Below are 26,479 nucleotides of genomic sequence, written 5' to 3'. Positions count from 1 at the left end.
TCACTGCGGCCGCCAGATGCAAGCAAGAAGAATGCCGCCTCGCCCTGCGCCGGAAGCAGACCGAGCTCAGCAGCGTCCGCGCTGCAGGCAATGCTCGCGACCCGGCTGATCGGTGCGGAAGGACTCGATGAAGCCGCCCTGGCGCTGGGTGACGAAGACCGTCTTACCGTCGCTGCCGCCGAAGGCGAGATTGGTCGGCTCCTTGGCTTTCAGCACAATCTCCCGCTCGACCACGCCATTCGGTTTCATCAGCGCGATCGTGCCCTTGAGAATGCGCGCGACATAGAGCCGGCCAGCAGTATCGGTGCGCAGTCCGTCGACGGTGTCGGGCTGAAATGCCTTGACCAGCTTCGCGGCCGTGAGCTCGCTGCCGTTGATCGCGTAGGACCAGATCTGTCCGTTGCTGGATTCCCCGACGTAGAGCGTCTTGCCGTCGGGGCTGAGATCGATGCCGTTGGTGGTGCCCATCGCACGCGGCGCCGACATGATCTGTCCCTGCACCGTGCCGTCGGCGGCTTTCGTGATCCGCCAGATATGGCCTTCACGGCCCTTCCAGTTCGGATCGCTCGCATAGATCGTGCCCTCGCGCGCGATCGTGATGTCGTTGGGCTGATTCATCTCGTCGGAGTGAAACCAGAGAGACGGCTCGGTCGTCCCCTTCGCAATCGCGAAGATGTTGTGCTTCTTGTAGTCGGCGATGAACATGGTGCCGCTGCGATCGAAGCGGATGGCGTTCCCGACACTGCCATCTGGCAACGCCGTGAAGATCTCCGACGCGGTGCCGCCGGCAGGCAACCGACCGATGGTGCCGGGCTTGCCGAGATTGACCACGAACAAATTGCCCTCGAGGTCGGCCGCGGGCCCCTCGATGCCATGCGTGTATTCGCCGGCAGGCGTGACCTGCGCGCTCTCGAACAGCTTCGTCTCCGCGCGGGCGGACGCCGTCGCAACGACGATGAGGAGGCTACTGCACAGGCACCAGAAATTCCTGCCGGATGTAATAGCCATCGCCGTCGCTGCACTCGCCATTCAAATAGGGATCGGCCGGCCGGAAGAATCGGCTGAAGCCGGGTTTGTCTACAGCGTTCCTTTGTGTCACGACAACGACCTTTCCGGCCGGTATTTCGCCGCATTCCTTGTTGGCCTTGCCAAAGAACTTGCGCTGCGGTGGTCCCGGCTTGATCCGCATCCGCGTGCCCGGAACCATTGTCGCAACGAGCACATCCGTGGTGTCGAGCAGGCGCGCATATCCGGGCTCGGTCTTCGGCAGGCTCTCGCCGCCCGGCGGCATCAGCTTCCCGGCGCCGAGACCGCGGAGCCGCGTACGCAGTCTGCCGGCGCCGGGATCGCCGGGATAGATCCAGCCGTCCTGCGAGAGCATGAAGCGGAGCACCGCCGCGTCCTTCTCCGCTTCCGATTGGCCGCCCTTCAAACCGAAATCCGAATGGCAGCCAATGCAATGCTTCTCGACGAGGCCTTTACGCAGCGTGATGAGCCGGGCGCTGTTCTGCGCATCCCGAGCGACGAAGGCCGCGAGCTGGTCGATCATCGCCTGGCTGCGCATGTCACACGGCAGCGGTGGCGGCGGATCACCCACAGCACGGTCGATGCGGATCACTGTCTGGTTCTTGTCCTCGACCAGCCAGATCGCGCCGTCCTCGGCAACCGTCATGCCGACGGGCGCGCCTTGCGGCCGCGCACCGTTGACGCGTTGCCAGCCTGCGATCAGCTCGTCGAACGGCGCGGCGGCGACCTCGCCAGTGTCGGTCTGAAAGCTGCGCACCGGATCGGCAGCGCAGCTGACTCGGTAGCGCACCGGCGCCGGGGAAGGCTTGGGAAAACCGTGATCGTCGACATCATAGACGAGGACACGGCTGCCGGTCGGACGATAGCCGTGCAGACCGACCAGCAGCCTGCCCTCCAACTCCGGAAATTTATCGCCGTGATAATAGAGCATCGCGAGCGGCGCGCCATGCGGCGGCATCAGCGATAGCGGCGGCTTGTAGAGGGCGTTGGCCGTGCAGAGCGATTTGTAGACCCCGCTTTTCAGCACGTTTCTGAATTCCGGGCTCGGCGTCGACAGATCATAGCAATAGGGCCAGCCATAATGCCTGCCCGGCTCGATCGCGTTGATCTCCTCGTTCGGCTTGAAGATATCAGGCAAATCGCGGCTGTTCTCGCCCTGCAGGAAGGCGTAGCCGGCATCTGGAAAATTCGGATGCAGCGCCATCGCCATCGAATTGCGCAAGCCCCGTGCATAGACAATGTGCGGCGGATCGGGATCCTTCGGTGTCAATGCCGGAAAAACGCCGCTCGCAGGCGGTGTGAACAGCCAGATCGACGCCATGGCGGAGGCGCCCTCGGCCGCCGCGCAAGGCCTTGTGATCGGCGCCTGCGTGATGCAGTCGTCGCTGTGCGAGCCGACATTGACGAAGAGCCGGCCTGCTTTGTCGAAGACGAACTGCTTGAGCGGATGTGCGCTCTCCTCGACCTTTGTGCCGTCTGGCAGCGTGATCCGGCGGCCCGGCATGTGACGGATGATGGTCTCGACCGTGCCGCGCGGATTGTCCGCGAGCGGATCGAACCGGAAGATGGTCTCGGCGGTCGATGCGTAGAGCTTCCTGTCCGGGCCGATGGAAAGGCCGAACGGATATTCGATGCCGGTCAGCAATTCCTTGAACCGCGCGCCCTGAGCCGCGCGCGGATCGAGCAGTAGCAGCCGTCCATCGGCGTGGCCCCAGCCGCCCATGTCGGCAATCACGAACAGCTCGCGGCCGGGCACCTGGACGATCGCACGCGGAAACTTGAGACGATCCTCTTCGCTGGCGACGAGCCCGGCGCAAAATCCGGCCTTCATGTCGATCTGGATCCTGGGAAAAACGAGATCGCCGCTGCCACAGGTTTCCGCGCCGATCACATAGCCGCTGCGGCGGAGCGGGTCCGACGCCGCCGCCGAGGTGAGCCCAAGTAGCGTCGCCAAGAGTCCCGCACATGCGCGCAGGCCTCGGCGTTCACGCCCGGATGTGAAGCAGCTCACGACATCTCCCCCGATTTCCTGCGAAAGTCTGTTCCATGCTGTCCGAACGCAGTCCAGTCGAACATCACTCGCCTGTGATTAAACCTTTAGCGACCTCTGGGCCGACCAATCTCCGTAGATTCCCTCACCGGGATCGACCCGAATGTTTCGCGAAGGCTTCGGGTGGTACCGATTTGCCACCCGAGTTGCTCCCGCCAGGAGGCGCATATGGTCCAGGTCTTTTTTCACTGCTCGAACACCGAGGGCACGCTGATCGACCGCTACGGCACCGCCGTCTCCAATCTCACGGAGGCGCGCGACCGTGCATCCCAAATCATGCGTTCGATGATCCTGACGCCCAGCAACGAAGACTGGCGTGATTGGGTGATCCATGTCAGCGACGACGACGGCGAAGAGATTTTCGATCTCCCCTTCACCGCCATGCTCGGCAAGCCGCATTGAGGTGATGCCATGCTGGTCGCGTCACTAAGCCTGTTCCGCCAGCCGCTGAGCTTCGTCGCCACCAAATGGCAGACGCTGATCCGGGTCGCCGGCAACCCCTACCGCCCCGAGCTGCACTATATGCGCGGGCCGGGCCCGAAATGGCGCGCCAAGTATCAGGCCAGCCGGCTGAACCGCTCGCTCTAAGCGCGGCAGCCTTTTCCTCCTGTTTTCTGTGTCTTGGTAATGGCCGGGCGTTCTTGGACCCCTCGCGGGAGCGTGGATGCCCGGGTCAGGCCCGGGCATGACGAGCCCGGAGTGCAACTCCTCACCGCCCGGTGAACTTCGCCTTGCGTTTCTGCACGAAGGCATTGCGCCCCTCGATCGCATCGGCGCTCTTGCGGATCACGGCTTGAAGCTCGATCTCGCGACGGAACTGCGCCTCGTAGGTCGCATGCTCGCTCTCCTCGACGAGACTGCGCGTTGCCACCAAAGCGCGGGTCGGGCCCTCGGCGAGACGGCGTGCCAGCGTCAATGCCTCATCCATCAGCTCTTCATCGTCGACGACTTGCCGCACGAGGCCGATCTCATGGGCGCGTTCAGCCGTCAGCGGCTCGTTCAGCAACATCAGCTCGAGCGCGCGCTGGCGGCCGATCAGCCGCGGCAGCAGCCAGGTCGAGCCGAGATCCGGCACCAGCGCGATGCGGCTGAATACCTGGATGAAGCTCGCCGACCGCGCCGCGACGATCATGTCGCCCGCCATCGCCAGGCTGAAGCCGCCGCCGGCCGCCACGCCGTTGACGGCGACGACCACAGGCACGCGGCATTCGCGCAGCGCCTTGAACGCGGGCCAGTAGAACCGCATGACGCCGGCCGCGATGTCCTCCCCCAGCGCTTCAGACGCCTTCAAATTCTGTCCTGAGCAAAATCCCCGCCCCGCGCCAGTGAGGATCAGGGCTCGAATACCCTCGTCCTGCGACATCTCGCCGATGGCGGCGGCGAGCGCGCCGAGCAGGTCCGGCGTCATCGCGTTCAGGCTCGCCGGCTCGTCCAGGGTCAGGACTCCGACCGCGCCATCCCGCGCCTGTTTCACACCAGCCATGTCGCGTCTCCCTTTGGATTTTCTCGTTGGCGGCAATGTGCCATCCTTCGCACGTCCCGCCAATGCTGAGCTTTCGCGCCAGCACAGCAACGCCGAAACAACAGAGATCAAGACGACATCATGCCTCATCAGTTCAGCCTCAACCAAACCGTCCGCAAACCCGCCGTCACGTCCAAGGGCGGCATCGTCGCCTCGCAGTCGCGGCGGGCAGCCGAAGTCGGCGCGCAGGTGCTGGCGGCGGGCGGCGACTGCGTGGACGCGATCGTGGCAACCACCATGGCGCTGAACGTGCTGGAGCCCTGGAACAGCGGGATCGGCGGCGGCGGTGCAATGGTGCTCTACCGCGCCAAGGAAAATCGCACCGAAGTGATCGACTACGGCATGTCCGCGCCGCAGAGCCTGCGCGCCGCCGACTATCCACTCAGCGGCGCAGGGGCGGCCTCCGATCTCTTCCCCTGGCCGCGAGTGAAGGACGATCGCAACATCCACGGCCCCGGTTCGATCGCGGTGCCCGGCGTCGTCGCCGGAATGGAGGAGGCGCATCGCCGCTACGCCAGGATGCCGTGGAAGGATCTGGTCACGCCGGCAGCCACGCTTGCCAGCGAAGGCCTGCTGGTCGATTGGTGGACCACGGTGACGATCTCGGGCTCGGCCGCCGATCTCAGGCGCTATCCCGCCAGCGCGGCCGCGTTCCTGAAGGACGGGCTGCCACCGACCGCGCCATGGGGCATCAAGGCCGAGACGCGACTGCCGCAGGACTCGCTGAAAGCGACGCTGTCACATCTCGCCGAGGCCGGTCCGCGTGACTTCTACCAGGGCGATCTCGCCAGGAGCATCGCCTCCGACATCAAGGCCGATGGCGGTTCGCTGTCGGTCGAGGACCTCGCCGCCTTCCGCGCGCATTTGCGCGAGCCGCTGGCGATCCCGTATCGCGACGGCAAGGTGTATGCGACGCCCGAACTCACGGCCGGACCGACCATGGCGCACGCGCTGCGCCTGTTGCAGCAGAGCCTGAAGCCGGGAGGTGCGCCGGACGCAGCGGCCTATGTCGAATATGCCCTCGCTCTGCAGGCGGCCTTCCGCGAGCGGCTCAAGGACATGGGCGATGCCGACGGCAAGCGATCGCTCGGTGCCGAATATCTGGCGCCCGCCTGCACCACGCATTTCTCCGTGGTCGACCGACACGGCAACATCGCCGCGGTGACGCAGACGCTGCTGTCGTCGTTCGGTTCGAGATACGTGACGCCGCACAGCGGCATCGCGATGAACAACGGCATCATGTGGTTCGATCCGACGCCGGGCACCACCAATTCGCTCGCGCCCGGCAAGCGCTGCCTCTGCAACTACACGCCCGTCATCGCAGAGACGAAAGACGGCAAGCGACTCGCGGTCGGCGCCTCCGGCGGCCGGCGCATCCTGCCCTCGGTGATGCAGCTCGTCTCCTTTGCGATGGACTTCGGCATGGATCTCGATGCCGCCATCCACCAGCCGCGCATCGACGCCAGCGAAGGCGCGGTGGTGATCGGCGATGCTCGCCTGCCGGAGGATGTCCGCAAAGCCCTTGCCGCGCGCTTCGACTATGAAGAAACTCGCGTGCAGGCTTTGCCGCAAAAATTCGCTTGCCCGAGCGTGGTGATGCGCCAGGGCGGCGTCAATTCCGGCGCGGTCGAGATCTTCCATCCCTGGGCGGATGCGGTGGCGGAAGGCTGAGCGCAACGATCGACGCGAGGTCGTGCCAGCACCTCTTGAGCGCTCGCGCGATGATGCATCTGCACGAGTCTCATGACGCCTCCACGGTTGCGAGGAACCAACCTGCCTGCGCTTCGTTGATTGACCGGACAAATGCGCTCGCCCCAATGGAGGACATCATGAAGAAATTTGCGCTCGCCGCGTCGCTGGTCATTGCGGCCGGCTTCACCTTTGCCAGCCCCGCACTGGCCAAGGGCGGACATGGAGGCGGTCACGGCCACGGTCATGGTCATGGCCATTCGATGGGCCATCATCACCACGGCGCCCCGCACGGATGGTCGCGTGGACGCAAGGTCGGCTGGCGCGGTCACGGCTGTCCGCCCGGCCTGTGGAAGCAGGGCCGCTGCTGACGCCCGATAGTTTACGATGCAAGGCGCCGCTCCTGACCGGGCGGCGCCTTTTTCAAATGCCGAGCCGGTCCCGCACCCGCCCCGCGATCACGGCGGTGGTCACACCCACCGGCCAGAACGCGTGCATCGGGATCGGCTTGATGCCGGTTATGGGCATGTCGATCTCGGCCTTGGCGCCGCCGACCAGTCGTCGCGCCAGCTGCGCCCCCATCGCGGTCGCGAGCGCGACGCCGCGGCCGTTGCAGCCGAGTGAGATCAGGATGTTTTCGGCCGGCTCGTGCACGTGAGGATAGTGGTCCTTAGTGATGGCGAGGCGGCTGTTCCAGCCGTGCGTCCAGGCGACACCTTTGAGCTGCGGCCAGAGCCGCTCGGCATAGCGCATGAGATAGGCGACGTCGTGCGGTGACTTGATCCAGCGCATCGGGCCGCGGCCGCCCATCAGAAGGCGGTTGTGCTGATCGATGCGATAATAGACCGTGATGTGGCCGCTCTCGTACAGCACGGACCGCGTCGGCATGATGGCGCGGGCCACCGCGTCGGAGAGCGGCGCCGTGGCGGCGATCGAGGAGAACACCGGCACGATGGTGCGGCGGAGCGCCGGCCAGAGATCGTCGGTAAAGCCGTTGGTGGCGAGCAGGACCTTGTCGGCGTGAACCACCGCCCGCGGCGTCTCGATGCGCCAGCGCGACCCCTCGCGTCGCAACGACAGCGCGGGCGTCTCGCCATGCACCTTCGCGCCGGCAGAGATCGCCGCACGCGCGAGACCGCGGGCGTAGCTGAGCGGATGCAGATCGCCGCCGCGCGCATCCAGCATCGCGCCGATGTAGCGGTCGGTGCCGGTCATCTCTCGGAGCTGCTCGCGGTTCAGATAGGTCACCGGCATGCCGCGGCGGATGCACTGCTGCGCGGTCTTTTCGATTGCGGCGGCACTGGCCTCGTTGTAGGCCGCACGCAGCGTGCCGCTCTGCCTTGCCTCGCACGGGATCTGATAGCGGCGGATCAGCTCGTGGGTGAAATTCGTGGTGCCGTAGGAGAACGCGATCATGCGGCGGCCGAGGTCCGCGCCGAAATCGGCTTCGATCTGATCCGGGTCGTGCTTCAGTCCGGGATTGGTGTGGCCACCATTGTTGCCCGACGCGCCCCAGCCCGGCTCCTGCGCCTCCAGCACCAAGGCATCGACGCCCTGCTCAGCCAGATGCAACGCGGTGGAGAGGCCCGTGTAGCCGCCACCGATGATCGCGACGGCGATAGTCTTGTCGACATCGAGCGGTGGCGTAGCGACCGGCGCGACGGCGGTGTCGGCGTAGAGCGAGGGCGGCAGAGGCAGGCGCGTCATATCGAAAACCGGTCAGAGCGGATGCAGCACGCGTCGCAGGAAGTCCTGCGTGCGCGGATGCTGGGGTTGGTTGAGCAGCGCCTTGGCCGGCCCCTGCTCGACGATGATTCCGCCGTCGATGAACAACACGCGGTCGGCAACGTCGCGGGCAAAGCCCATCTCGTGGGTGACGACCAACATCGTCATGCCGTCGTCGGCGAGCTTGCGCATCACGCCGAGCACCTCGCCGACCAGTTCAGGATCGAGCGCCGAGGTCGGCTCGTCGAACAGGATCGCCTTGGGCTGCATCGCGAGCGCCCGCGCGATCGCGACGCGCTGCTGCTGGCCGCCGGAGAGCTGGGGCGGATGCGCGTCGGCCTTTTCGGCGAGACCCACCTGCGCGAGCAACGCGCGGCCACGCTCGAACGCCTGCGCGCGGGGCTCCTTCTTGACGTAGAGCGGCCCTTCGATGACGTTCTCGAGCGCCGTTCGGTGCGGAAATAGGTTGAAACGCTGGAACACCATCGAGACCTGGGTGCGAACCTTCACGATCGACGGCGCATCGCGATCGACCTTCAGGCCTTCGATGCTGATCTCGCCGCGGTCGTAGCTTTCGAGACCGTTGATGCAGCGCAGGATCGTCGACTTGCCCGAGCCGGACGGGCCGATGACACACACCACCTCGCCCTTCTGCACGGACGCGGTGATGCCCTTGAGCACCTCGTTCGCGCCAAAGCTCTTGTGGACGTCGTTGAGCTCGATCATTTCTTGCCGGCCCGCTTCTCGAAATGACGAACCAGCAGGATCAGCGGGATGCTCATGGTGAGATACATCAGCGCCACCATCGTGAACACGTTGGTGTTCTTGAAGGTCGAGGACGCGATCAGCTTGCCCTGAAGCGCGAGCTCGGCGACCGTGATGGTCGAGGCCTGCGACGAATCCTTCAGCATCATGATCATGACGTTGCCATAGGGCGGCAGCACGATTCGCACCGCCTGCGGCAGCACCACGCGGCGCATGGTCAGCCACCAGCCCATGCCGATCGACTGCGCCGCCTCGATCTGGCCCTTGTCGATCGCCTCGATGCCGGCGCGGAAATTCTCGGCCTGATAAGCCGAATAGGCGATGCCGAGCCCGAGGATCGCGGCCTGCAGCGCCGACAGCGTGACGCCGAGATCGGGCATCACGAAGTAGAGATAGAACAGCAGCACGATGATCGGGATGCCGCGGATCACGTTGATCAGGCTGGCGCTGAGCAGCGACAGCGCCTTGATGCCGGAGACCCGCATCATCGCCCAGAGCAGTCCGAGCACCGTCGAGAGCAGCAGCGAGCCGATGGTGACGACGATTGTCAGCACGACGCCGCTCATCAGGATCGGAAAGAACTCGACGGCGTCGTGCCAGAAGCCTTTCATCGTTCAGCCTTCGTCGATCGCGATCGGTCAGCCCTGAGCCTTCAGGCCCCATTTGTCGAGGATCTTGTCGATGGTGCCGTTGGCCTTGAGCTTCGCGAGCGACGCGTTGATCTTGCCGAGCAGGGCGGCCTCGCCCTTGCGCACGCCGATGCCGACCGAGCCGACCGTGACGGGCTTGTAGCCGTCGACCAGGCGCACCTCAGGGAAACCGCCCTGCTTGAGATTGTAGGCGAGGATCGGATAGTCGGCGTAGCCGGCCTTGAGACGGCCGGTGTTCACGTCACGCAGGATGTCGGGAATGGTGTCATAGGCTTTCACGTCCGCAAACAGGCCGGACTTCTTCAGCGCATCGACGAAGGCGGTGCCGACTTGCGCGCCGACCGTCTCGCCCTTCAGATCGTCCTGCGTGGCATAGGCCTTGGTGTCGGCCTTCGGGACCACCAGGCCTTCGCCATAGGTGTAGATCGGATCGGAGAAGTCGACGACCTCCTTGCGCGGCGCCGTGATGAACATCGCGGCGGCGATGATGTCGATCTTGCTCGAGGTCAGCGACGGGATCAGGGCCGAGAACTGCATCGGCTCGATCTGCACGTTGAAGCCGGCATCCTTGCCCACCTCCGTGACGAGATCGACCATGATGCCCTGGATGCTATTGGTCTTGGTGTCGAGGAAGGTGAAGGGAATGCCGGTCGGCGTCGACCCGACCTTCAGCACCTGTTGCGCCGAGGCCGGCGTCAGTGCCGCAATTGCGAGTGCCGCCATCGCGGCCAAACCAAAACGCTTCATCGCATCCCCCTTTGGGTCCGGCCGATGGCGGCGCTCGCGGGTGTTGCGAGTCAAGCCGTTTCGGCCTAGTTTTCACCAATATGAAAATTTGGTCACACTTTCACGGACGACGCAAGTGGTTTTCATGCACATGAAGGAAGCGGCCTGACGTGAGCGGTGGCAAGAGAATGCGCAAGCCGGCGGCAACCAGGCCGGCGAAGCGGGCGAAGGCCAGAGCCGTCACCAAGCCGGCGGAGCCTGCAATGGACGTCGCGGTCGGCCGCCGTATCAGGGACCTCCGGCGCGTGAGGCAATTCTCGCTGGAGACGGTCGCGGCGCGCACGGAGCTGTCGATCGGTTTCCTCAGCCAGATCGAGCGCGGCCTGTCGTCACCATCGCTGCGCGTGCTGGCGACGCTCGCCGACGTGCTCGGCGTCGGCATCGCCGCATTGTTCGGCGCAAGCCCGAGCGTCGACGGCGCCTCCGATCAGGTGGTGACGCGCGGGCTGCAGCGGCCGGAGCTGAAGCTGTGGCGCACCGGCGTATCCAAGCAATTGCTGAGCCCGGCCAGCGCCGACAACAAGCTCAATCTGTTCCTGGTGCATCTGGAGCCCGGCGGCTCCACCGGCGACGAGCTCTACACCCATGACGGCGAGGAAGCCGGTCTCGTGCTCGACGGCGAGATGATGCTGACGGTGGACAATGAGACATGGTCGCTGAAGACCGGCGACAGCTTTCGCTTTGCCAGCCGAAGGCCGCACCGGTTTTCAAATCCGGCCGAGGACGCCAAGGCCGTGGTGCTATGGGTGAATTGCGTGACGGGAGCGGGGTGACCCGTGCTTATCGTTCATCGCGCGCAGCGAAAGTGAAAGGCCGCGACGCTCTCACATCGTCATTGCGAGCGCAGCGAAGCAATCCAGACTGCCTCGACGGAAAGACTCTGGATTGCTTTGTCGCAAGGGCTCCTCGCAATGACGCGGAGAAAGTCTACCCAAACCGATGATTATAACGGTCGACCGTCAGCGCGCTGACGTCGATGTCCGGCTTCTTGCCCGACAGCATGTCGGCGAGCACGCGCGCCGAGCCGCATGACATGGTCCAGCCGAGCGTGCCGTGGCCGGTATTGAGGTGGAGATTGGCGTACGGCGTCGGGCCGATCACGGGCGGGCCATCCGGCGTCATCGGACGCAAGCCGCTCCAGAACGTAGCCTTGGAGAGATCGCCGCCGCGCGGGAACAGGTCGGTCAGCGAATGATCCAGCGTGGCACGGCGCGCATCATAGAGCTTGGTCGAGAAGCCCGAGATTTCGGCGGTGCCGCCGACGCGGATGCGATCGCCGAGACGCGTGATCGCGACCTTGTAGCTCTCGTCCATCACGGTGGATTCCGGCGCGCCGGAGGCGTCCTTGATCGGCACCGTGATCGAATAGCCCTTCACCGGATAGACCGGCAACGAAATCCCGAGCGGGGCTGCGAGCCGCGACGAATAGCTGCCGAGCGCAAGCACGTAAGCGTCAGCCTGCAACATCCCGGCACTGGTCACGACGCCGCTGACGCGCGCGCCCTCGGTGACGATGCGATCGATGCCGGTGTTGAACATGAAGCGGACGCCGAGCGCCTCGGCATGCCTGGCCAGCGCCTGCGTGAACATGTGGCAGTCGCCGGTCTCGTCCTGCGGCAGGCGGAGGCCGCCGACGAATTTATCCTTCACGCCTGCGAGCGCAGGCTCGACGGCGATGCAGCCTTCGCGGCTCAACGTCTCGTAGGGCACGCCATATTGCTTGAGCACGGCGATGTCCTCAGCCGTGCCGTCGAGTTGCGCTTGGTAGCGGAACAGCTGCAGCGTGCCCTGCGCGCGCTCGTCATACTGGATGCCGATGTCGCGGCGCAGGTCGCGCAGGGAATCACGGCTGTATTCCGCGATCGGGATCATCCGGCTCTTGTTGACCGCATAGCGCGCGCTGGTGCAGTTGCGCAGCATCTTGAGCAGCCAGACCCACATCACGGGATCGAGCTTCGGCCGGATCACCAGCGGGCCGTGCTTCATCAGGAGCCACTTCACCGCCTTCACCGGCACGCCGGGCCCGGCCCAGGGCGAGGAATAGCCGGGCGAGACTTCGCCGGCATTGGCGAAAGAGGTCTCCAGTGCCGGCTCGGGCTGGCGGTCGACGACCGTCACCTCATGGCCTGCACGCGCGAGGTAGTAGGCAGAGGTGACACCGATGACACCGCTGCCGAGGATCAGAACTTTCACGCTTGGTCAAACTCCCGCGGCATCACGCTCGCCGCTGCAAGAAAACAACTCGCAACGGCGAGAGCAATTATCAGGCCACCCGCTTGATGGCATCGCCCAGGATCGAGACGATATCGTCGATGTGGCTCTTCTCGACGATGAGGGGCGGCGACAGCGCGAAGCTATCGCCGCTCATGCGGAAGTAGAGCCCGCGATTGAAGCAGTCGACCATGACGTCGTAACCACGCGCACCAACCGCGCCGTCTCGCGGCGAGAGCTCGACCGCGCCCATCAGCCCGCAATTGCGGATGTCGATGACGTTGGGCAGACCTTTCAGCGAATGCAGCGCATCGCGCCAATATTCGGCGATCGAGGCACCGCGCGTCAGCAGGCCCTCGTCCTTGTAGATGTCGAGCGTCGCGATACCGGCGGCGCAGGCGGTCGGATGCGCCGAATAGGTGTAGCCGTGGAACAGCTCCATGACGTTTTCCGGGCCGATCATCATGGCGTCGTGCACCTTGCGATGCGCGAACACCGCGCCGCAGGGAATGGTGCCGTTGGTAATGCCCTTGGCGGTGGTCATCAGGTCGGGCGTTACGCCGAAGAAATTGGCGGCAAACGGCGTGCCGAGGCGGCCGAAGCCGGTGATGACCTCGTCGAAGATCAGGAGGATGCCGTGCTTGTCGCAGATCTCGCGCAGTCGGTTGAGATAGCCCTTCGGCGGCGGCAGCACCGCGGTCGAGCCCGGCACCGGCTCGACGATGACGGCGGCGATGGTCTCGGCGCCGTGCAGGCCAACCAGACGCTCGAGATCGTCGGCAAGCTCGACGCCATGCTCGGGCTGGTCCTTGGCGAAGGCGTTGCGCGTGAGATCGTGGGTGTGTCGGATGTGGTCGACGCCCGGCAGCAGGGTCGTGAAGGCGCGGCGGTTGGCGACCATGCCGCCGACCGAGGTGCCGCCGAAGCCGACGCCGTGATAGCCGCGCTCGCGGCCGATCAGCCGGGTGCGGCTCGCCTGGCCGTTGGCGCGGTGATAGGCGAGTGCGATCTTCAGCGCGGTGTCGACCGACTCTGAGCCGGAGTTGGTGAAGAAGATGCGGTCGAGCCCTTTCGGCGCGATCTCGGCGAGCCGCTCGGCGAAGTCGAATGCCAGCGGATGGCCCATCTGGAAGGAGGGCGCGAAGTCCAGCGTCATCAGCTGCCGCTCGACCGCGGCGGCGATCTGCCTGCGGCCGTGGCCGGCATTGACGCACCACAGGCCGGCGGAGCCGTCGATCACCTTGCGGCCGTCGACCGTGGTGTAGTGCATGCCCTCGGCCGACGAGAACAGCCGCGGCGCCTTCTTGAACTGCCGGTTGGCCGTGAACGGCATCCAGAACGAGTCGGTCTTGATAGTGTTCGGAATCTGATGAAGGGTCACGGCCGCGCTCCTTTGCTGACCGTACAGCAGAGGCACGGCTTCAGATGCGCAACAAGTCCTTTTCTAGTGACCTGCAAGCCATTGATTCCACTGGGGCCGCTGGGCCATATTTGCGCGATCCGCAACACCTGCAACAGGGGCCAGAGGCATGAGCGTCGACATCGGTGGACGGCTGCGATTCATCCGGGCCCGCCAGAAGCTGTCGCAGCGCGAGCTCGCCAAACGTGCCGGCGTCACCAATTCGACGATTTCCCTGATCGAATCCAACCAGATGAACCCGTCGGTCGGCGCGCTCAAGCGCATCCTCGACGGCATCCCGATGGGGCTCGCCGAGTTCTTCGCGCTGGAGCCGGAGTCCAGGCGCAAGATCTTCTACCGCGCCGAGGAGCTGACCGAAGTCGGCAAGAAGCCGATCTCGTATCGCCAGATCGGCGACAATCTGTTCGGCCGCAGCCTGCAGATCCTGAAGGAGCGCTACGAGCCCGGCAGCGACACCGGCCGCGTCCACCTCGTCCATGACGGCGAGGAAGGCGGCATCGTGATTTCAGGCAAGCTCGAGGTCACCGTCGAGGACGAGCGCCGCGTGCTCAATCCCGGCGACGCCTATTATTTCGAGAGCCGCCGCCCGCACCGCTTCCGCTGTGTCGGCGGCAAGCCGTGCGAGGTGATCTCGGCCTGCACGCCGCCGACGTTCTGAGGCGCGTTCGATCGCATCCGGGAAGTTACGGGCTGTCACCGGTATCTTACGGTGGTTGAGCCATCTCAATTTCTGCGCGCCGGGCCGCTATATACTGCGAACCGTAGCCGAGCAGCCTGGCTCAGAGGTGCTGCGGTTATGGCCCCGGGCTCCTAGGCACTCCGGGGCCGCTTCGTACCAGGGGCTCGCGCATGAAAACCACTCTCGCCAATGCGGAAGCCGCGCTCGACGAAGTCCAGCGCGACACCGACAAGCTGAATTCGCGCGAACTGCGCAAGGCCATCGCGAAGTACATCGAGGCGCAGAGAGAGCAGATCAAGACTCTCCGCAGGATGATGAATTGATCGGCCGCTGCGGCGCGAGTAGGCCTCGCCCCGCCCGCCGCCTCAACGCTGCGTCAGCAACGCCTCGATCCGGATCGGGAATTTGCGCACCCGCACGCCGGTCGCATGCCAGACTGCGTTGGCGACCGCGCCGGCACTGCCGGTGATGCCGATCTCGCCGACGCCCTTGATGCCGAGCGCGTTGACGTGCGGGTCATGCTCCTCGACGGTGATGACATCGAGCGGCGGCACGTCGGCATTCACGGGGACATGGTACTCGCCGAGATTGGCGTTCATGATCCGCCCGCTGCGCTTGTCGGTGACGGCCTCCTCGTGCAGCGCAAAGGACAGACCCCAGATCATGCCGCCGAACAGCTGGCTCTGCACCATACGCGGGTTGACGATCCGTCCAGCGGCGAAGGCCCCGACCATGCGGCTGACACGGACCTGGCCGAGCTCGGGATCGACCTTCACCTCCGCGAACACCGCGCCATGGGCATGCATCGCATATTCCTCCATCGTCGCCGGGTTCGGCGCGCCGGTGCCGCGCGCCTCGACCTCGGCGATGCCGGCGCGGGCAAGGATCTCGGAATAGCTCTCCCCGCGGCTCTCGTCGTCGCGGCGGATCAACCGTCCTTCGCGCGCGATCACCCCGGTATTGCCGGCGCCGAACAGCGGCGAGCGCTCGTCGCCGGTGGCGAGATCGGCGAGCTTGGCGATCACGGCAGCGCCGGCGCTGTGGATCGCCGCCCCCGCCGTTGCCGTGTGCGCTGAGCCGCCGGCAATGCCGGCATCAGGCAGGTCGGACGTGCCGGCCTTGAACGCGACGCGGTCGATATCGAGGCCGACGGCGTCGGCGGCGATCTGCGCCAGCGCCGTCCAGGCGCCCTGCCCCATGTCGTGTGCACCGATCTCCATCACGCCCGAGCCGTCGCGGCGGATCGCCGCGCGCGCTTCGGCCTGGAACATCAAGGCCGGAAAGGTCGCCGTGCCCATGCCCCAGCCGACCAGCAGGCCAGCATCGTCGCGCATCTGTCGCGGCTGCAGCGGACGCTTCGCCCAGCCGAAGCGCGCCGCGCCTTGGTCGTAACAGGCCCGCAGCGCCTTTGACGAGAACGGCTTGCCGCTGACCGGCTCGACCTCGGCATAGTTCTTCAGGCGGAAGGCGAGCGGATCCATGCCGCAAGCCCACGCCATCTCGTCGATTGCGCTCTCCAGCGCGATCGAGCCGGTCGCCTCGCCGGGCGCGCGCATGAACAGAGGCGTTCCCGTGTTGACCCGCACGGCGTCATGCGAGGTGCGGATGGCGGGTGCGGCGTACAGCGTGTGCGAAACATCGGCCGCGGGTTCGTAAAAATCGTCGAACGTGCTCGACACCGTCCGCGCGTGGTGATCGAGCGCGGTCAGACGCCCCTCTCCGTCGGCGCCGAGGCGCAGGCGTTGGCGCGTCGGCGCGCGATGGCCGACCGGGCCATACATCTGCTCACGGCGCAGCACCAGCTTGACCGGCTTGCCGACCAGCTTGGCCGCCATGACGCCGAGTACCGGCGGTCCCGCCATCAATCCCTTGGAGCCGAAGCCGCCGCCAAGGAAGGGGCTGCGGATGTGGATCTTGTCGTGGGCAATGCCGAACAGCTCGGCGACGCGCGCCAGCGACAGCGCCAGACCCTGAGTCGGCATGTCGATCTGCAGATTGTCGCCGTCCCAGTGAGCCACGATCGCATGCGGTTCCATGGCGTTGTGATATTGCGGCGGCGTCTCGTAGGTCGCGTCGATTTGCTTTTGGGCCGAGGCAAGGCCCGCCTCGATATCGCCGCGGTGATTTTCCGTGGGGTTGCCGACGCCGACGACCGGCGGCACGAAGCTCTCGCCGGCATCGAGCCCGACCAGCGCAGGCAGCGTCTCATAACGCGGCGCCAGCAGCACGGCGCCTTCCGTCGCAGCTTCCAGCGTCTCGGCGATCACGACCGCGATCGGCTGATTGGCGTAGCGCACCTCGTTGCTCTGCAGCACCTCCATCCGGAACACGAACGGATTGGTCTTGATCTCCGGGTCGATCGCAAGCTGCGGCTTGTGGTCTGGCGTCATGACATCGACGACGCCGGGATGGCGTTTTGCGGCGGCGACATCGAGCGAGGTCACGCGGCCATGCGCGATGCCGGCCACGGCGATCACCGCAAACAGCATGCCGGGCGGATGGTTGTCGGCGGCATAGGTCGCCTGTCCCGTGACCTTGAGGACGCCGTCACGGCGGGTCAGCGGCTGGCCGATGTTCGAGCCGTGCCTGAGATGGGCGGGCGCGCTGGTCAGGTTGAGCTCAGGCATGGATGGCTCCTGATGTCGAGGCAAAGGGAGAGGCCGGCAGTGCGGGCAGGCGCGCGGGCGTCCCGGCGGCAGCGAGGGTCAGCGCGCGCACCACGATGCGGCGTGCGAGTTCGATCTTGAAGGCGTTGTCGCCGGACGGCTTTGCGTCGGTGAGCGCGCGCCAGGCGGCCTCCTGGAAAGCATCGGCCGTGGGCGCAACGCCTTTGAGCACGTCCTCTGCAGCGCGGGCACGCCAGGGCTTTGCGGCGACGCCGCCAAGCGCAAGCCGTGCTTCCGCGATCTTGCCGTTCTCGATTCGCAACGCGGCTGCAGCCGATACCATCGCGAAGGCGTAGGAGGTACGCTCGCGAACCTTGAGGTAGCGCGCATGCGAGGCAAATTCGCGCGCCGCCTTCGGCAGGCGTACCGCAACGATGAGGTCGCCGGGCTCGAGCGCGGACTCGCGCTGGGGCGCATCGCCGGGCAGGCGGTGCAGCTCCTCGAGCGCGATCTCGCGTCGGCCACCCCGGCCTTCGATCTCGACGACGGCATCGAGCGCGACCAGCGGTACGCAGAAATCGGAGGGATGGGTGGCGATACAGCTTTCGCTCCAGCCGAGCACGGCGTGGGTGCGGTTCTCGCCGCCGCGGGCATCGCAGCCGCTGCCGGCCTCGCGCTTGTTGCAGCGGCTGGCAGTGTCGTAGAAATACGCACAGCGCGTCCGTTGCAGCAGATTGCCGCCAACCGTCGCCGCATTGCGCAATTGCGCGGATGCCCCGGAGAGAAGCGCTTCGGCGACGGCGGGGAAGGACCTTGCGAAGTCCGCATCATGCGCAAGATCGGCATTGCTGACGAGCGCCCCGATGCGCACCGACCCGTCGGCGAGGTGCTCGATGCCATCGAGCCCGTCGAGATGGGTGATGTCGACCAAGCGATCCGGACGGGTGACGTCGCCCTTCATCAGATCGAGCAGATTGGTTCCGGCGGCGAGGTAGACCGCGCCCGGCTGGGCCGCGGCAGCAACCGCTTCAGCGACGCTGGCGGGCCTGACATAATCGAACTGTTTCATGCCGAGCGCCTCTGGTTGGTTTCGTCCATCTGGCCTTGCGCCTCGAGCACGGCATCGACGATGCCGGCATAGGCGCCGCAGCGGCACAGGTTGCCGCTCATGCATTCGCGGATGCGCTCGGGATCATTGCCAGCCTGCGCCTCCTGCATCATGCCTATCGCGCTCATGATCTGGCCGGGCGTGCAGAAGCCACACTGAAATCCGTCATGGGCGATGAAGGCGGCCTGCACCGGATGAAGCTGGTCGCCGCGCGCGAGGCCCTCGATGGTGAGGATATCGGCGCCATCATGGCTGATCGCGAGCGCGAGACAGGAATTGATGCGCTTGCCGTCGACCAGAACGGTGCAGGCGCCGCACTGCCCGCGATCGCACCCCTTCTTGGTTCCGGTCAGATGAAGGCGCTCACGCAGGAGATCGAGCAACGTGACGCGTGGATCGTCGAGGACGAAATCGCGCCGCGCACCGTTCACGGTGAGGCTGATGGAGTGGTTCATACAAGGCTCCGATCAGATTTGGACATGAGTCATCGCGCAGCGCGCCACCGCCGTGGCCGCCGTCGATAGGCGCTGGCCGGGCAGACGCCGGCCAACATCGAGGTGAAGATACGGAGGCTCCCTCCGCTTAACAAGGGCTGCAGAGAAATATTTGGAATTGGTCGAAAGCCCCTGTGCCACCAACGCGATGCACTGGGACCGGGTTCATCAAGGGTTCAATCTAACCAATTCGTGATCTACATTGGCGGCATGGACGATCACGCCGACCATACCCGCAAGCCCCGCGCCGATGCCGTGCGCAATCGCGAGCGCGTGCTCGAAGCGGCCAAAGTCGTGTTCAGCGCCGGCGGTCCGGAGGCGAGCCTGGAGGCGGTGGCAAAACGCGCCGGCGTCGGCATCGGCACGCTCTATCGGCATTTTCCGACACGCGAAGATCTGTTCGAGGCGGTGTACCGGCGCGAGGTCGAGCAGCTCAGCGAGCTTGCCGAACAACTGAAGAACGCCAGGGATCCGGTCGACGCGCTGCGGCGCTGGCTGCGCTCCAATGTCGAATTCGTTGCCACGAAAAAAGGCATGTCGGCGGCGCTGGCGCTGACGTTCCAGAGTTCGTCGGAACTCGCGGCCTACTCGATGGACCGGCTGACCAAGGCGATCGGCTCCCTGCTCGACCGCGCCGTCGCGGCCGGTCAGATGCGCGGCGACATCAGTCCGGAGGACTTGCTGAGAGCGCTCGTCGGCATGTGCTACATGCACGACCAGCCCGGCTGGCAATCCTCGGTGCTGCGCATGCTCGACGTGTTCGTCGACGGATTGCGGATGCAGCCCGTCATGAAAGCCAGGGTACGCTCTACCGGCAAGCCCGCCAAACCGGCTGCAAAGCCGAAGCGATAGCGTCACCCTGTCAGGATCGGCCTCAGCGCCTCGCGGTGATCCACGATGAAGTCGAAGAAAGCGGCGATCCGCGGCACCCGCCTGAGATCGGGATGCGTCAGGATGCGCCAGCTTCGCGTCAATTCCGGAATCGGACCAAGGACGCGCACGAGATCGGCTTCGGCGTCGCCGAGCGCGACGGGAAGCGGACCGATGCCTACGCCGGACTTGATCGCGGAAACGAGGCCCAGCACGCTGTTGACGCGCGCAGCCATCTGGGCATCGGGCGCGACCTCCTTCAGCCATTTGACCGCGCGATGCTTGGCAAGGGATTCATCCAGCCCGACCAGCAAATGAAGCGTGAGATCCTCGACACGATCCGGGCTACCGTGCCGGTCAAGATAGTCGCGACTGGCGTAAACCGCCCAGATCGACTCGGCGATCTTGCGCCCGACCAGCTCGTCGTCGGTATCGCCCGAGCGAAAAGCGATGTCGACCTCGCCCTTCGACAGGTCGAGATAGCCGTCGCTCATGACGAATTCGACCCGCAACGCGGGATGCAGCGCGTGAAAGTCGCCGATGAGCCCGGATTGGATGAGCCGGGCGACAACCGGCTCGGGACAGGTGACGCGGATCACGCCCTTCATGTCTTGCTCCGCGTCAGCCGTCCGACGGCTGAAGTCGTCGATGGTGGCTTCGACCCGCTCGGCATAGGGCAGCATGATGTGACCGAACTCCGTGAGGCGGTAGCCGCTCGGCTGACGCGTCACCAGCGCGCGGCCGAGCTTCCGCTCCAGCTCGTCGAGCCGCCGGTGCACGGTCGACTGGCTGAGGCCGAGCGCCTTGCCGGCGGCAATGGTGCTGCCGTGCCGCGCGACCGCCAGGAAATATTTGAGGTCGTTCCAGTCGAACATGCAGCGATTATGCACTTCTGCGGCTGCCGGCCGCAATGTTGCGGCTGCCGGGCCTGAACGACGGCACCTAGGCTGATGCCTTCAGCAACGTTTCGATGGAGATTTTGAATGCGCCCTCACTTCACTCTCGGCGCCGTCATCGTTCTGGGATGGTCGGCCGCAGCCACCGCGCAGGACCATGGGACACAGGGTATCGCCAAACCGAATCTGGTGCTTCAACAAGCGGTTGAAGGCTTGCCGAAGGACGAGAAGCAGTTCGTCCGGGTGATGACCGCGTCGTTCAAGCCGGGCGACAAGACGGTCTATCATACCCACCGCTTTCCGGTGACCGTCTACGTGCTGGAAGGCGCCTTCACACTCGAACTCGAGGGCAAGCCGCCGCTGACGGTCAAGGCCGGCGAGGCATTGGTGGAACCGCCGAACGTGGCGATGACCGGCTACAATCGGACAACCGGGGAGACCAGGGTCGTGATTTTCTATGTCAGCGCGGTCGACACGCCCTTCCTCGACCCGCTGTCACACTAGGCCGTTTGCCCGAACATCCGCATGGCGATATCCTTGCTGGACCGGGACGACCAAGCGAGGTTTTGCCATGCGTGTGCTCTTTGTCCTGATATTTGCGCTGCTGGGTAGCGTCTCCGCCCGCGCGGCCGACGATGTTGCGGCGGCACAGGGCGTCATCCGCGCCCAGGAGCAGGCCTTCGTCCGTGACGATGCAAGCGCCGCCTATTCCCATGCCGCTCCGGCGATCAGGGAAATCTTCCCCGCACCCGACATCTTCATGTCCATGGTGCAGAGCGGTTACGCGCCGGTCTACCGTCACAAGAGTTTCGAGTTCGGCGAGAGCAAGATCGAGGGCGGCCGGATTGCGCAGCGCGTTCACATCATCGACGCCAACGGTGAAGCCTGGGAAGCGCTGTACACGCTCGAGCAGCAGCCGGACGGCAGTTACAAGATCACCGGCTGCACGCTGCTGAAGGCGGGACAGGCGGTTTAGGTCGCAAAGCCCGGCCCGGCCTTCGCCGCACTCATCCGCGAGCGGATCAGCAGCGTCACGACGATGCTGATGTTGACGGCATTCCACGCCACGCCGTTCGCGAACGCTGCGGCATACGAGCCGGTGGCGTCGAAGATGACACCGGACACCCAGCCGCCGAACGACATGCCGAACACGGAGGCGAAGATCACGATGCCGACGCGTGTTGCGGCTTCCCGCGCCGGCATGGCCTCACGCACGATGATGGCGTAGCTCGGCACGATTCCGCCCTGGAACAGGCCGAACATCGCGGAGATGAGATAGAGCGAGGCGAGGCTGTCGAAGAACAGATAGAACACGAGCGCGAAGCCCTGCGCCAGCGCCCCGATCAGCAGCGTGCGGATGCCGCCGATCTTGTCGGCGAGGAAGCCCGAGCCGATGCGGCTGACGATGCCGCAGGCCATCATCAGCGACAGCATCTCGGCACCGCGCGCCACGCCATAGCCGAGATCGCCGCAATAGGCGACGATATGCACCTGCGGCATCGCCATGGCGACGCAGCAGGAAATGGCGGCGATCGAGAGCAGCACCGTCAGCGTGTTGGTCGAGAGCTTGAGATCGACGCGCGGCGGCGGCGCATTGGCGTGGTCGTGGACCTTGTCGTGGCCCATCTGCGCGCGCAGCACCAGCACCAGGATCGTCATCAGGACGACGCAGACAATTCCGATGCCGATATGGGTGTGGCGCCAGCCGACCTCCTGCATGCCCCAGTTCACGATCGGAGGCCACATCGTGCCGGCGAAATAATTGCCGCTCGCGACGATGGTCACGGCGAGGCCGCGATAGCGCTCGAACCAGTGCGAGGCCTCCGCCATCAGCGGCGCGAAGGTGGCGGACGTCCCGAGCCCGATCAGGAAATATGCCGCAACGAACTGCCAGAGCTGGGTCGACAGCCCCGCGAACACATTCGCGACGCCGAGGAAGGCGATGCTGATCGCCATCGCCGGCACGATGCCGAATCGGTCGGTGATCTTGCCGGCGATCACGCCGCCGAGCCCGAAGCCGAACATCATCAGGGTGAAGGCCAGCGAGACCGCGCCGCGGGTGGCGGAGAATTCGGTCTGCACCGCGGGAATCATCACGACGATCGCCCACATGCCGACACCGCCGATCGAGCCGATCAGCAGCGCAAGCACGAGGCGTGTCCAGGCCTGACGGGAATCAGGGCTGAATGTTTCAGGGGTTTGTTCTGAGTGATTTGGCGCGTGCACGGGCCGGACCATGGCCCGCGGATGCTCAGGGGGTCAAGCATCGTGGCGCGATATTGGGCATGCGCGGTGCGCTGCGGTAAGAAGCAGCTTGGCGAATGCACGATTTGCCATTAGTTTGCAGTCCGCGTGTGCAGCTTTGCCGCGCGGAAGACATGCTGGCGGAATGTTGCTGCAACTGACACGAGCGATGCGGATCAAGGTGGGGCGGATCATTGCCCTCGCCTATCTGTTCTGCGTGCTCGCCCCGGCGGCCGCACTGGCCTGGGGCAGCGGACCCGCACCGTGTCTCAATGAGGCCTCACTGGCCGACCTCGTGCCGGCCCTTCACCAGATGCCGGGCGTACATCTGCACGGCGGCGTCTCGCACGATCATGCGGAGGCACACGCGCATCACCACGCCGCCGCGCAGGACGCGCCCGCTCCGCATCGTCATGGCGATAAGGGGACAGCCGGGCCGTGCTGCGCAATGATGTGCGTGAGCGCGCTGCCGGCGGATCTTCCCACCGTCGCCAAGCCGGCCGCGCCCGTCTCCGCCTGTGCACCAGACATCGTAGCCAGCCTGCACAGCACGGCGCCGCCCCTGCATTACCGTCCCCCCATCGCCTGATCTGACACGACGATTTCGGGCCGAGCGCGCTTTTGCGCGCGCGAACCTGTGGTGTCCAGATCAGGGATGATTCATGCTTGCGCTTTCCGGGGCGAAGTCCGCCGCCGCATCCGCGGTGGGTGGACGACATTTTCGATTTGATTGGCTTCTGCTGGCCCTGATTGCGCTGGGGCTCGCTGGCTGCATGCCGGCAACGACGCAAGTCGCCGGCGCCGATCCCGCTGATCCCTCGGCAAAGGTCGCCCCTGTCGGCCATCGGTCGACCATCGCGCCCTACACCAGCCTGCGGCCCGCAGCGCCCGCGCCATGGCGCGACCGCAACGACGCCGTCACGCCGCAGCCGAAGCAAGACCGGTAGGAGCGCGCCATGGCACACCATTTTGCGCGAGGTCTCCTCGTCCTCACAGCGCTCAGCGTCTCCGGCTGCGCCGCGTTTTCGCCCGACAGCGGCATGAGCACAGTCTCCGAACTGACGAGCCAGAGCATCAACAAGGACGTGGCCTTCGTGCGAACAGCCGATGGGGCGGGCGCCGTCGACGAACGTGTGCGCCACCTGCTCTCGCGCACGTTGGGCGTAGAGGCCGCCGTGCAGATCTCGCTGCTCAACAACAAGGGATTGCAGGCCGCCTATAACGAGCTGGCGCTGGCCGAGACAGATCTGGTCGAGCAGAGCCTGCCGCCCAACCCGGTGTTCTCGATCTCGCGGATCGCGGGCAACGGCGCCAGCGAGATCGAGCGTCAGGTGATCGGCGACATCCTTGCGCTCGCCACCCTGCCGTTCCGTTCCGACATTGCCCGCGAGCGTTTTCACCAGGCCCAGCTACGCGCGGCGCTGGCGACGCTGCGGCTCGCCGCCGACGTCCGCCGCGCCTACTGGCGCGCTGTCGCCGGCAACGAGATGGTGGGGCTGCTGACGGATGCGAAGGCAACGGCGGAATCGACCGCACAGCTCGCCGTCAAGCTCGGCGAGACCGGCTCGCTTAACAAGCTCGACCAGGCCCGCGAGCAGGTGTTCTACGCCGAGACCACCGCCGACCTCGCCACCGCAAGGCAGATGGCAGCGAGTGCGCGCGAACGGCTCGCACGCCTGATGGGACTGTGGGACGGCGGTCTCGACTTCCGCCTGCCCAATCAATTGCCGCCGCTGCCGCGCCGGCCGCAGGCCCTGCCCTCGATCGAGGTCGATGCGGTGGCCCACCGCATCGACCTGCAGATCGCGCGGCTGGAGCTGAATGCGCTGGCGAAAGCGCTGAACCTCACCGAGGCAACGCGCTTCGTGACGCTGCTCGATCTCGCCGGCATCTCCCGGCGCACCAGGGATCCCGAAGGCGCGCCGTTCCACGAGCATGGCTTCGACGTCCAGTTCCAGATCCCGATCTTCGACGGCGGCGAGGTACGGGTGCGGCAGGCCGCCGAGACCTACAATCTCGCCTTCAACCGCTTGACCGAGCGAGCCGTGAACGTGCGCTCGGAAGCGCGTGACGCTTATCGTGTCTATCGCTCGGCCTACGACATCGCCAGCCACTATCAGCGCGAGATCATCCCCTTGCGCAAGATCATCACCGAGGAGATGCAGCTCCGCTTCTCCAGCATGCAGGTCGATATCTTTGCGCTGCTCACCGAAGCACGACAGCGTCTGGCCTCGCTGCGCGGCGCGATCGACGCTCGGCAACGATTCTTCCTCGCCCAGTCCGACCTGCAGACCGCCGTCAACGGCGGCGCCGCGCCCACCCCGGGCGGAGACAGTTCAACCACGATCGCCGCGGCAGCGCCTGCCGATGGCGGTCATTGAGATGGAGACCGGCATGTTTTCCCGCAGGGGATTTTTAGGCACCGCCGCGCTCGTCGGCGCATCCGCAGTCCAGGGCCGCGTGCAGGCGGCCTCGATCCCGGAAGCGGCGCATATGGACAAGGTGGTGATGCAGCCGCCGCTGCATCCTATCAGCGGGCCCGACTATCGCCCCGTGGTCACCCTGAACGGCTGGTCGCTGCCGTTCCGCATGAACGGCGACTGGAAGGAATTCCATCTCGTCGCCGAGCCCGTGGTGCGCGAGTTCGCCGAGGGCATGAAGGTCAATCTGTGGGGCTATAACGGCCAGTCGCCGGGTCCGACGATCGAGGCGGTCGAGGGCGACAACGTTCGAATCTTCGTCACCAACAAGCTGCCCGAATACACCACCGTGCACTGGCACGGCATGATCATCCCGAGCGGCATGGACGGTGTCGGAGGGCTGACGCAGCCGCACATCCAGCCCGGCAAGACCTTCGTCTACGAATTCGAGATGCGGAAGAGCGGCACCTTCATGTACCACCCGCATTCCGACGAGATGGTGCAGATGGCGATGGGCATGATGGGCATGGTCGTCGTGCATCCGCGCGATCCGAGCTTCCGGCCGGTCGACCGTGACTTCGTCTTCGTGATGAGCACCTACCGCGTCGATCCCGGCACCTATCTGCCGCAAGTCAACGAGATGACCGATTTCAACATGTGGACCTGGAATGCGCGGGTGTTTCCGGGCATCGATCCTTTGCCGGTGCGCCTCGGCGACAGAGTGCGCGTGCGCATCGGCAATCTCAGCATGACAAACCATCCGATCCATCTGCATGGCCACAGCTTCGCGGTGACCTGCACCGACGGCGGCTGGATCCCGGAGAGTGCGCAATATCCGGAGACGACGACCGACGTGCCCGTGGGCGCGGTGCGCGTCTTCGACGTGCTCGCCGACAATCCCGGCGACTGGGCGTTCCACTGCCACAAATCCCATCACACCATGAATGCGATGGGGCACGCGGTACGCAACCTGATCGGCGTGTCGCGCAAGGACCTCGCCAAGGCCGTCGGCAAGCTCGCGCCGGACGCGATGGCGATGGGCTCGACCGGCATGGCGATGGGCAACATGGAGATGCCCGCGCCCGATAACACCCTGCCGATGATGACCGGCACCGGCCAGTTCGGCCCGATCGAGATGGGCGGCATGTTCACGGTGATGAAGATCCGCGAGGACCTCGCGCGCGACGACTATCGCGATCCCGGCCCCTATCAATTCCCGAAAGGCACCGTTGCCTACGAGGTCGCCGCACCGGCCTCCGAGCCGGCGCGGCAACAACCGGGCAAGCCGACGCACAAGATGAAGATGTGAGCGTTTCGA

Annotated in this window: 28 protein-coding genes; 14 read left to right on the top strand and 14 right to left on the bottom strand. The window is 65.5% G+C overall.

Going from position 1 to position 26,479, the window contains the following annotated elements; genetic code table 11:
- Nucleotides 1-66 precede the first annotated feature (66 nt).
- Nucleotides 67-1,008: an SMP-30/gluconolactonase/LRE family protein gene (locus tag JQ580_RS26065; protein ID WP_212283054.1), complete on the bottom strand. Its 942-nt coding sequence runs from the start codon at nucleotides 1,006-1,008 to the stop codon at nucleotides 67-69.
- Nucleotides 965-2,980 carry a PQQ-dependent sugar dehydrogenase gene (locus JQ580_RS26060; protein ID WP_249134438.1) on the bottom strand — a complete coding sequence of 672 codons (2,016 nt, stop codon included), beginning with the start codon at nucleotides 2,978-2,980 and terminating at the stop codon, nucleotides 965-967. Before JQ580_RS26060 ends, JQ580_RS26065 begins: the two co-directional genes overlap by 44 nt.
- Before the next feature lie 264 nt (nucleotides 2,981-3,244).
- Between JQ580_RS26060 and JQ580_RS26055 the strand changes: the two genes are divergently transcribed.
- Together JQ580_RS26055 and JQ580_RS26050 are read left to right on the top strand one after the other, a co-directional pair.
- Entirely contained in the window at nucleotides 3,245-3,478 is a 234-nt protein-coding gene (locus JQ580_RS26055) for a DUF6894 family protein (protein ID WP_106951415.1), read from the top strand.
- Between the two features lie 9 nt (nucleotides 3,479-3,487).
- On the top strand, nucleotides 3,488-3,664 hold the full coding sequence (locus JQ580_RS26050; protein WP_212283052.1) for a hypothetical protein: 177 nt from the start codon (nucleotides 3,488-3,490) through the stop codon (nucleotides 3,662-3,664).
- A gap of 121 nt (nucleotides 3,665-3,785) precedes the next feature.
- Here the strand turns inward: JQ580_RS26050 and JQ580_RS26045 are convergent, their stop codons facing one another.
- A complete protein-coding gene (locus JQ580_RS26045) occupies nucleotides 3,786-4,559 on the bottom strand; it encodes an enoyl-CoA hydratase-related protein (protein ID WP_212283051.1) in 774 nt (257 codons plus the stop codon).
- Between the two features lie 120 nt (nucleotides 4,560-4,679).
- Here JQ580_RS26045 and JQ580_RS26040 point away from each other — a divergent pair, with 120 nt between their 5' ends.
- Nucleotides 4,680-6,269 carry a gamma-glutamyltransferase family protein gene (locus tag JQ580_RS26040; RefSeq protein WP_212283050.1) on the top strand — a complete coding sequence of 530 codons (1,590 nt, stop codon included), beginning with the start codon at nucleotides 4,680-4,682 and terminating at the stop codon, nucleotides 6,267-6,269.
- Between the two features lie 158 nt (nucleotides 6,270-6,427).
- The gene (locus JQ580_RS26035) at nucleotides 6,428-6,658 is read left to right on the top strand and encodes a hypothetical protein (RefSeq protein ID WP_212283049.1); all 231 of its coding nucleotides are present in this window, start codon (nucleotides 6,428-6,430) and stop codon (nucleotides 6,656-6,658) included.
- A 52-nt stretch (nucleotides 6,659-6,710) separates the two neighbouring features.
- On the opposite strand, the gene JQ580_RS26030 is transcribed toward JQ580_RS26035, so the two are convergent.
- Genes JQ580_RS26030 through JQ580_RS26015 form a run of 4 tightly spaced genes read right to left on the bottom strand, consistent with a single transcriptional unit; the run spans nucleotide 6,711 to nucleotide 10,174 of the window.
- A complete protein-coding gene (locus JQ580_RS26030; RefSeq protein WP_212283048.1) occupies nucleotides 6,711-7,994 on the bottom strand; it encodes an NAD(P)/FAD-dependent oxidoreductase in 1,284 nt (427 codons plus the stop codon).
- A gap of 12 nt (nucleotides 7,995-8,006) precedes the next feature.
- Nucleotides 8,007-8,738 carry an amino acid ABC transporter ATP-binding protein gene (locus JQ580_RS26025; protein WP_212283047.1) on the bottom strand — a complete coding sequence of 244 codons (732 nt, stop codon included), beginning with the start codon at nucleotides 8,736-8,738 and terminating at the stop codon, nucleotides 8,007-8,009.
- Nucleotides 8,735-9,388 (bottom strand): amino acid ABC transporter permease, encoded by a 654-nt coding sequence (locus tag JQ580_RS26020; RefSeq protein WP_106951421.1) that lies wholly within the window; start codon nucleotides 9,386-9,388, stop codon nucleotides 8,735-8,737. The genes JQ580_RS26025 and JQ580_RS26020 overlap by 4 nt, the downstream gene beginning before the upstream one ends.
- 27 nt (nucleotides 9,389-9,415) lie before the next feature.
- Nucleotides 9,416-10,174, bottom strand: coding sequence for an ABC transporter substrate-binding protein (locus JQ580_RS26015; protein WP_212283046.1), 759 nt, complete (start codon nucleotides 10,172-10,174; stop codon nucleotides 9,416-9,418).
- A 167-nt stretch (nucleotides 10,175-10,341) separates the two neighbouring features.
- On the opposite strand from JQ580_RS26015, the gene JQ580_RS26010 reads away from it, so the two are divergent.
- Nucleotides 10,342-10,986, top strand: a complete 645-nt coding sequence (locus JQ580_RS26010; RefSeq protein ID WP_212283045.1) for a helix-turn-helix domain-containing protein — start codon at nucleotides 10,342-10,344, stop codon at nucleotides 10,984-10,986.
- Between the two features lie 154 nt (nucleotides 10,987-11,140).
- On the opposite strand, the gene JQ580_RS26005 is transcribed toward JQ580_RS26010, so the two are convergent.
- A complete protein-coding gene (locus JQ580_RS26005) occupies nucleotides 11,141-12,406 on the bottom strand; it encodes a D-amino acid dehydrogenase (RefSeq protein ID WP_212283044.1) in 1,266 nt (421 codons plus the stop codon).
- A gap of 70 nt (nucleotides 12,407-12,476) precedes the next feature.
- Entirely contained in the window at nucleotides 12,477-13,805 is a 1,329-nt protein-coding gene (aptA, locus tag JQ580_RS26000) for an omega-aminotransferase AptA (RefSeq protein ID WP_212283043.1), read from the bottom strand.
- A gap of 148 nt (nucleotides 13,806-13,953) precedes the next feature.
- Here aptA and JQ580_RS25995 point away from each other — a divergent pair, with 148 nt between their 5' ends.
- A complete protein-coding gene (locus tag JQ580_RS25995) occupies nucleotides 13,954-14,502 on the top strand; it encodes a cupin domain-containing protein (protein ID WP_212283042.1) in 549 nt (182 codons plus the stop codon).
- A gap of 191 nt (nucleotides 14,503-14,693) precedes the next feature.
- A complete protein-coding gene (locus JQ580_RS25990; RefSeq protein ID WP_199581104.1) occupies nucleotides 14,694-14,846 on the top strand; it encodes a hypothetical protein in 153 nt (50 codons plus the stop codon).
- A 42-nt stretch (nucleotides 14,847-14,888) separates the two neighbouring features.
- On the opposite strand, the gene JQ580_RS25985 is transcribed toward JQ580_RS25990, so the two are convergent.
- Genes JQ580_RS25985 through JQ580_RS25975 form a run of 3 tightly spaced genes read right to left on the bottom strand, consistent with a single transcriptional unit; the run spans nucleotide 14,889 to nucleotide 18,692 of the window.
- Complete coding sequence (locus tag JQ580_RS25985; RefSeq protein WP_212283041.1) at nucleotides 14,889-17,150, bottom strand: xanthine dehydrogenase family protein molybdopterin-binding subunit; 2,262 nt, start codon at nucleotides 17,148-17,150, stop codon at nucleotides 14,889-14,891.
- A complete protein-coding gene (locus tag JQ580_RS25980; RefSeq protein WP_212283040.1) occupies nucleotides 17,143-18,198 on the bottom strand; it encodes an FAD binding domain-containing protein in 1,056 nt (351 codons plus the stop codon). Before JQ580_RS25980 ends, JQ580_RS25985 begins: the two co-directional genes overlap by 8 nt.
- Nucleotides 18,195-18,692: a (2Fe-2S)-binding protein gene (locus JQ580_RS25975; RefSeq protein ID WP_212283039.1), complete on the bottom strand. Its 498-nt coding sequence runs from the start codon at nucleotides 18,690-18,692 to the stop codon at nucleotides 18,195-18,197. The genes JQ580_RS25980 and JQ580_RS25975 overlap by 4 nt, the downstream gene beginning before the upstream one ends.
- A 249-nt stretch (nucleotides 18,693-18,941) precedes the next feature.
- On the opposite strand from JQ580_RS25975, the gene JQ580_RS25970 reads away from it, so the two are divergent.
- Nucleotides 18,942-19,583: a TetR/AcrR family transcriptional regulator gene (locus tag JQ580_RS25970; RefSeq protein WP_212283235.1), complete on the top strand. Its 642-nt coding sequence runs from the start codon at nucleotides 18,942-18,944 to the stop codon at nucleotides 19,581-19,583.
- A gap of 2 nt (nucleotides 19,584-19,585) precedes the next feature.
- Here JQ580_RS25970 and JQ580_RS25965 read toward each other — a convergent pair whose 3' ends face one another.
- Nucleotides 19,586-20,476, bottom strand: coding sequence for a LysR family transcriptional regulator (locus JQ580_RS25965; protein ID WP_212283038.1), 891 nt, complete (start codon nucleotides 20,474-20,476; stop codon nucleotides 19,586-19,588).
- 108 nt (nucleotides 20,477-20,584) lie between these two features.
- Here JQ580_RS25965 and JQ580_RS25960 point away from each other — a divergent pair, with 108 nt between their 5' ends.
- Together JQ580_RS25960 and JQ580_RS25955 are read left to right on the top strand one after the other, a co-directional pair.
- Nucleotides 20,585-21,001, top strand: coding sequence for a cupin domain-containing protein (locus JQ580_RS25960; RefSeq protein WP_212283037.1), 417 nt, complete (start codon nucleotides 20,585-20,587; stop codon nucleotides 20,999-21,001).
- Nucleotides 21,002-21,068: 67 nt separating this feature from the next.
- The gene (locus JQ580_RS25955) at nucleotides 21,069-21,473 is read left to right on the top strand and encodes a DUF4864 domain-containing protein (protein WP_212283036.1); all 405 of its coding nucleotides are present in this window, start codon (nucleotides 21,069-21,071) and stop codon (nucleotides 21,471-21,473) included.
- Here the strand turns inward: JQ580_RS25955 and JQ580_RS25950 are convergent.
- On the bottom strand, nucleotides 21,470-22,735 hold the full coding sequence (locus JQ580_RS25950; protein ID WP_212283035.1) for an MFS transporter: 1,266 nt from the start codon (nucleotides 22,733-22,735) through the stop codon (nucleotides 21,470-21,472). The two genes, JQ580_RS25955 and JQ580_RS25950, sit on opposite strands and share 4 nt — an antisense overlap.
- 151 nt (nucleotides 22,736-22,886) lie before the next feature.
- On the opposite strand from JQ580_RS25950, the gene JQ580_RS25945 reads away from it, so the two are divergent.
- The 4 genes from JQ580_RS25945 to JQ580_RS25930 all read left to right on the top strand — a co-directional run bounded on the left by JQ580_RS25945 (nucleotide 22,887) and on the right by JQ580_RS25930 (nucleotide 26,470).
- Nucleotides 22,887-23,330 carry a hypothetical protein gene (locus tag JQ580_RS25945; protein WP_212283034.1) on the top strand — a complete coding sequence of 148 codons (444 nt, stop codon included), beginning with the start codon at nucleotides 22,887-22,889 and terminating at the stop codon, nucleotides 23,328-23,330.
- Between the two features lie 73 nt (nucleotides 23,331-23,403).
- Entirely contained in the window at nucleotides 23,404-23,688 is a 285-nt protein-coding gene (locus JQ580_RS25940) for a hypothetical protein (RefSeq protein WP_212283033.1), read from the top strand.
- Between the two features lie 9 nt (nucleotides 23,689-23,697).
- Nucleotides 23,698-25,122: a TolC family protein gene (locus JQ580_RS25935; RefSeq protein ID WP_212283032.1), complete on the top strand. Its 1,425-nt coding sequence runs from the start codon at nucleotides 23,698-23,700 to the stop codon at nucleotides 25,120-25,122.
- A 13-nt stretch (nucleotides 25,123-25,135) separates the two neighbouring features.
- Nucleotides 25,136-26,470, top strand: coding sequence for a copper oxidase (locus JQ580_RS25930; RefSeq protein ID WP_212283031.1), 1,335 nt, complete (start codon nucleotides 25,136-25,138; stop codon nucleotides 26,468-26,470).
- Nucleotides 26,471-26,479 lie beyond the last annotated feature (9 nt).

This window comes from Bradyrhizobium sp. SZCCT0148, assembly GCF_018129985.1.
Lineage (GTDB): Bacteria > Pseudomonadota > Alphaproteobacteria > Rhizobiales > Xanthobacteraceae > Bradyrhizobium > Bradyrhizobium japonicum_H.
Note: the sequence above shows the minus strand (reverse complement) of the source record. Positions and strands in the feature narration are given on the sequence as shown.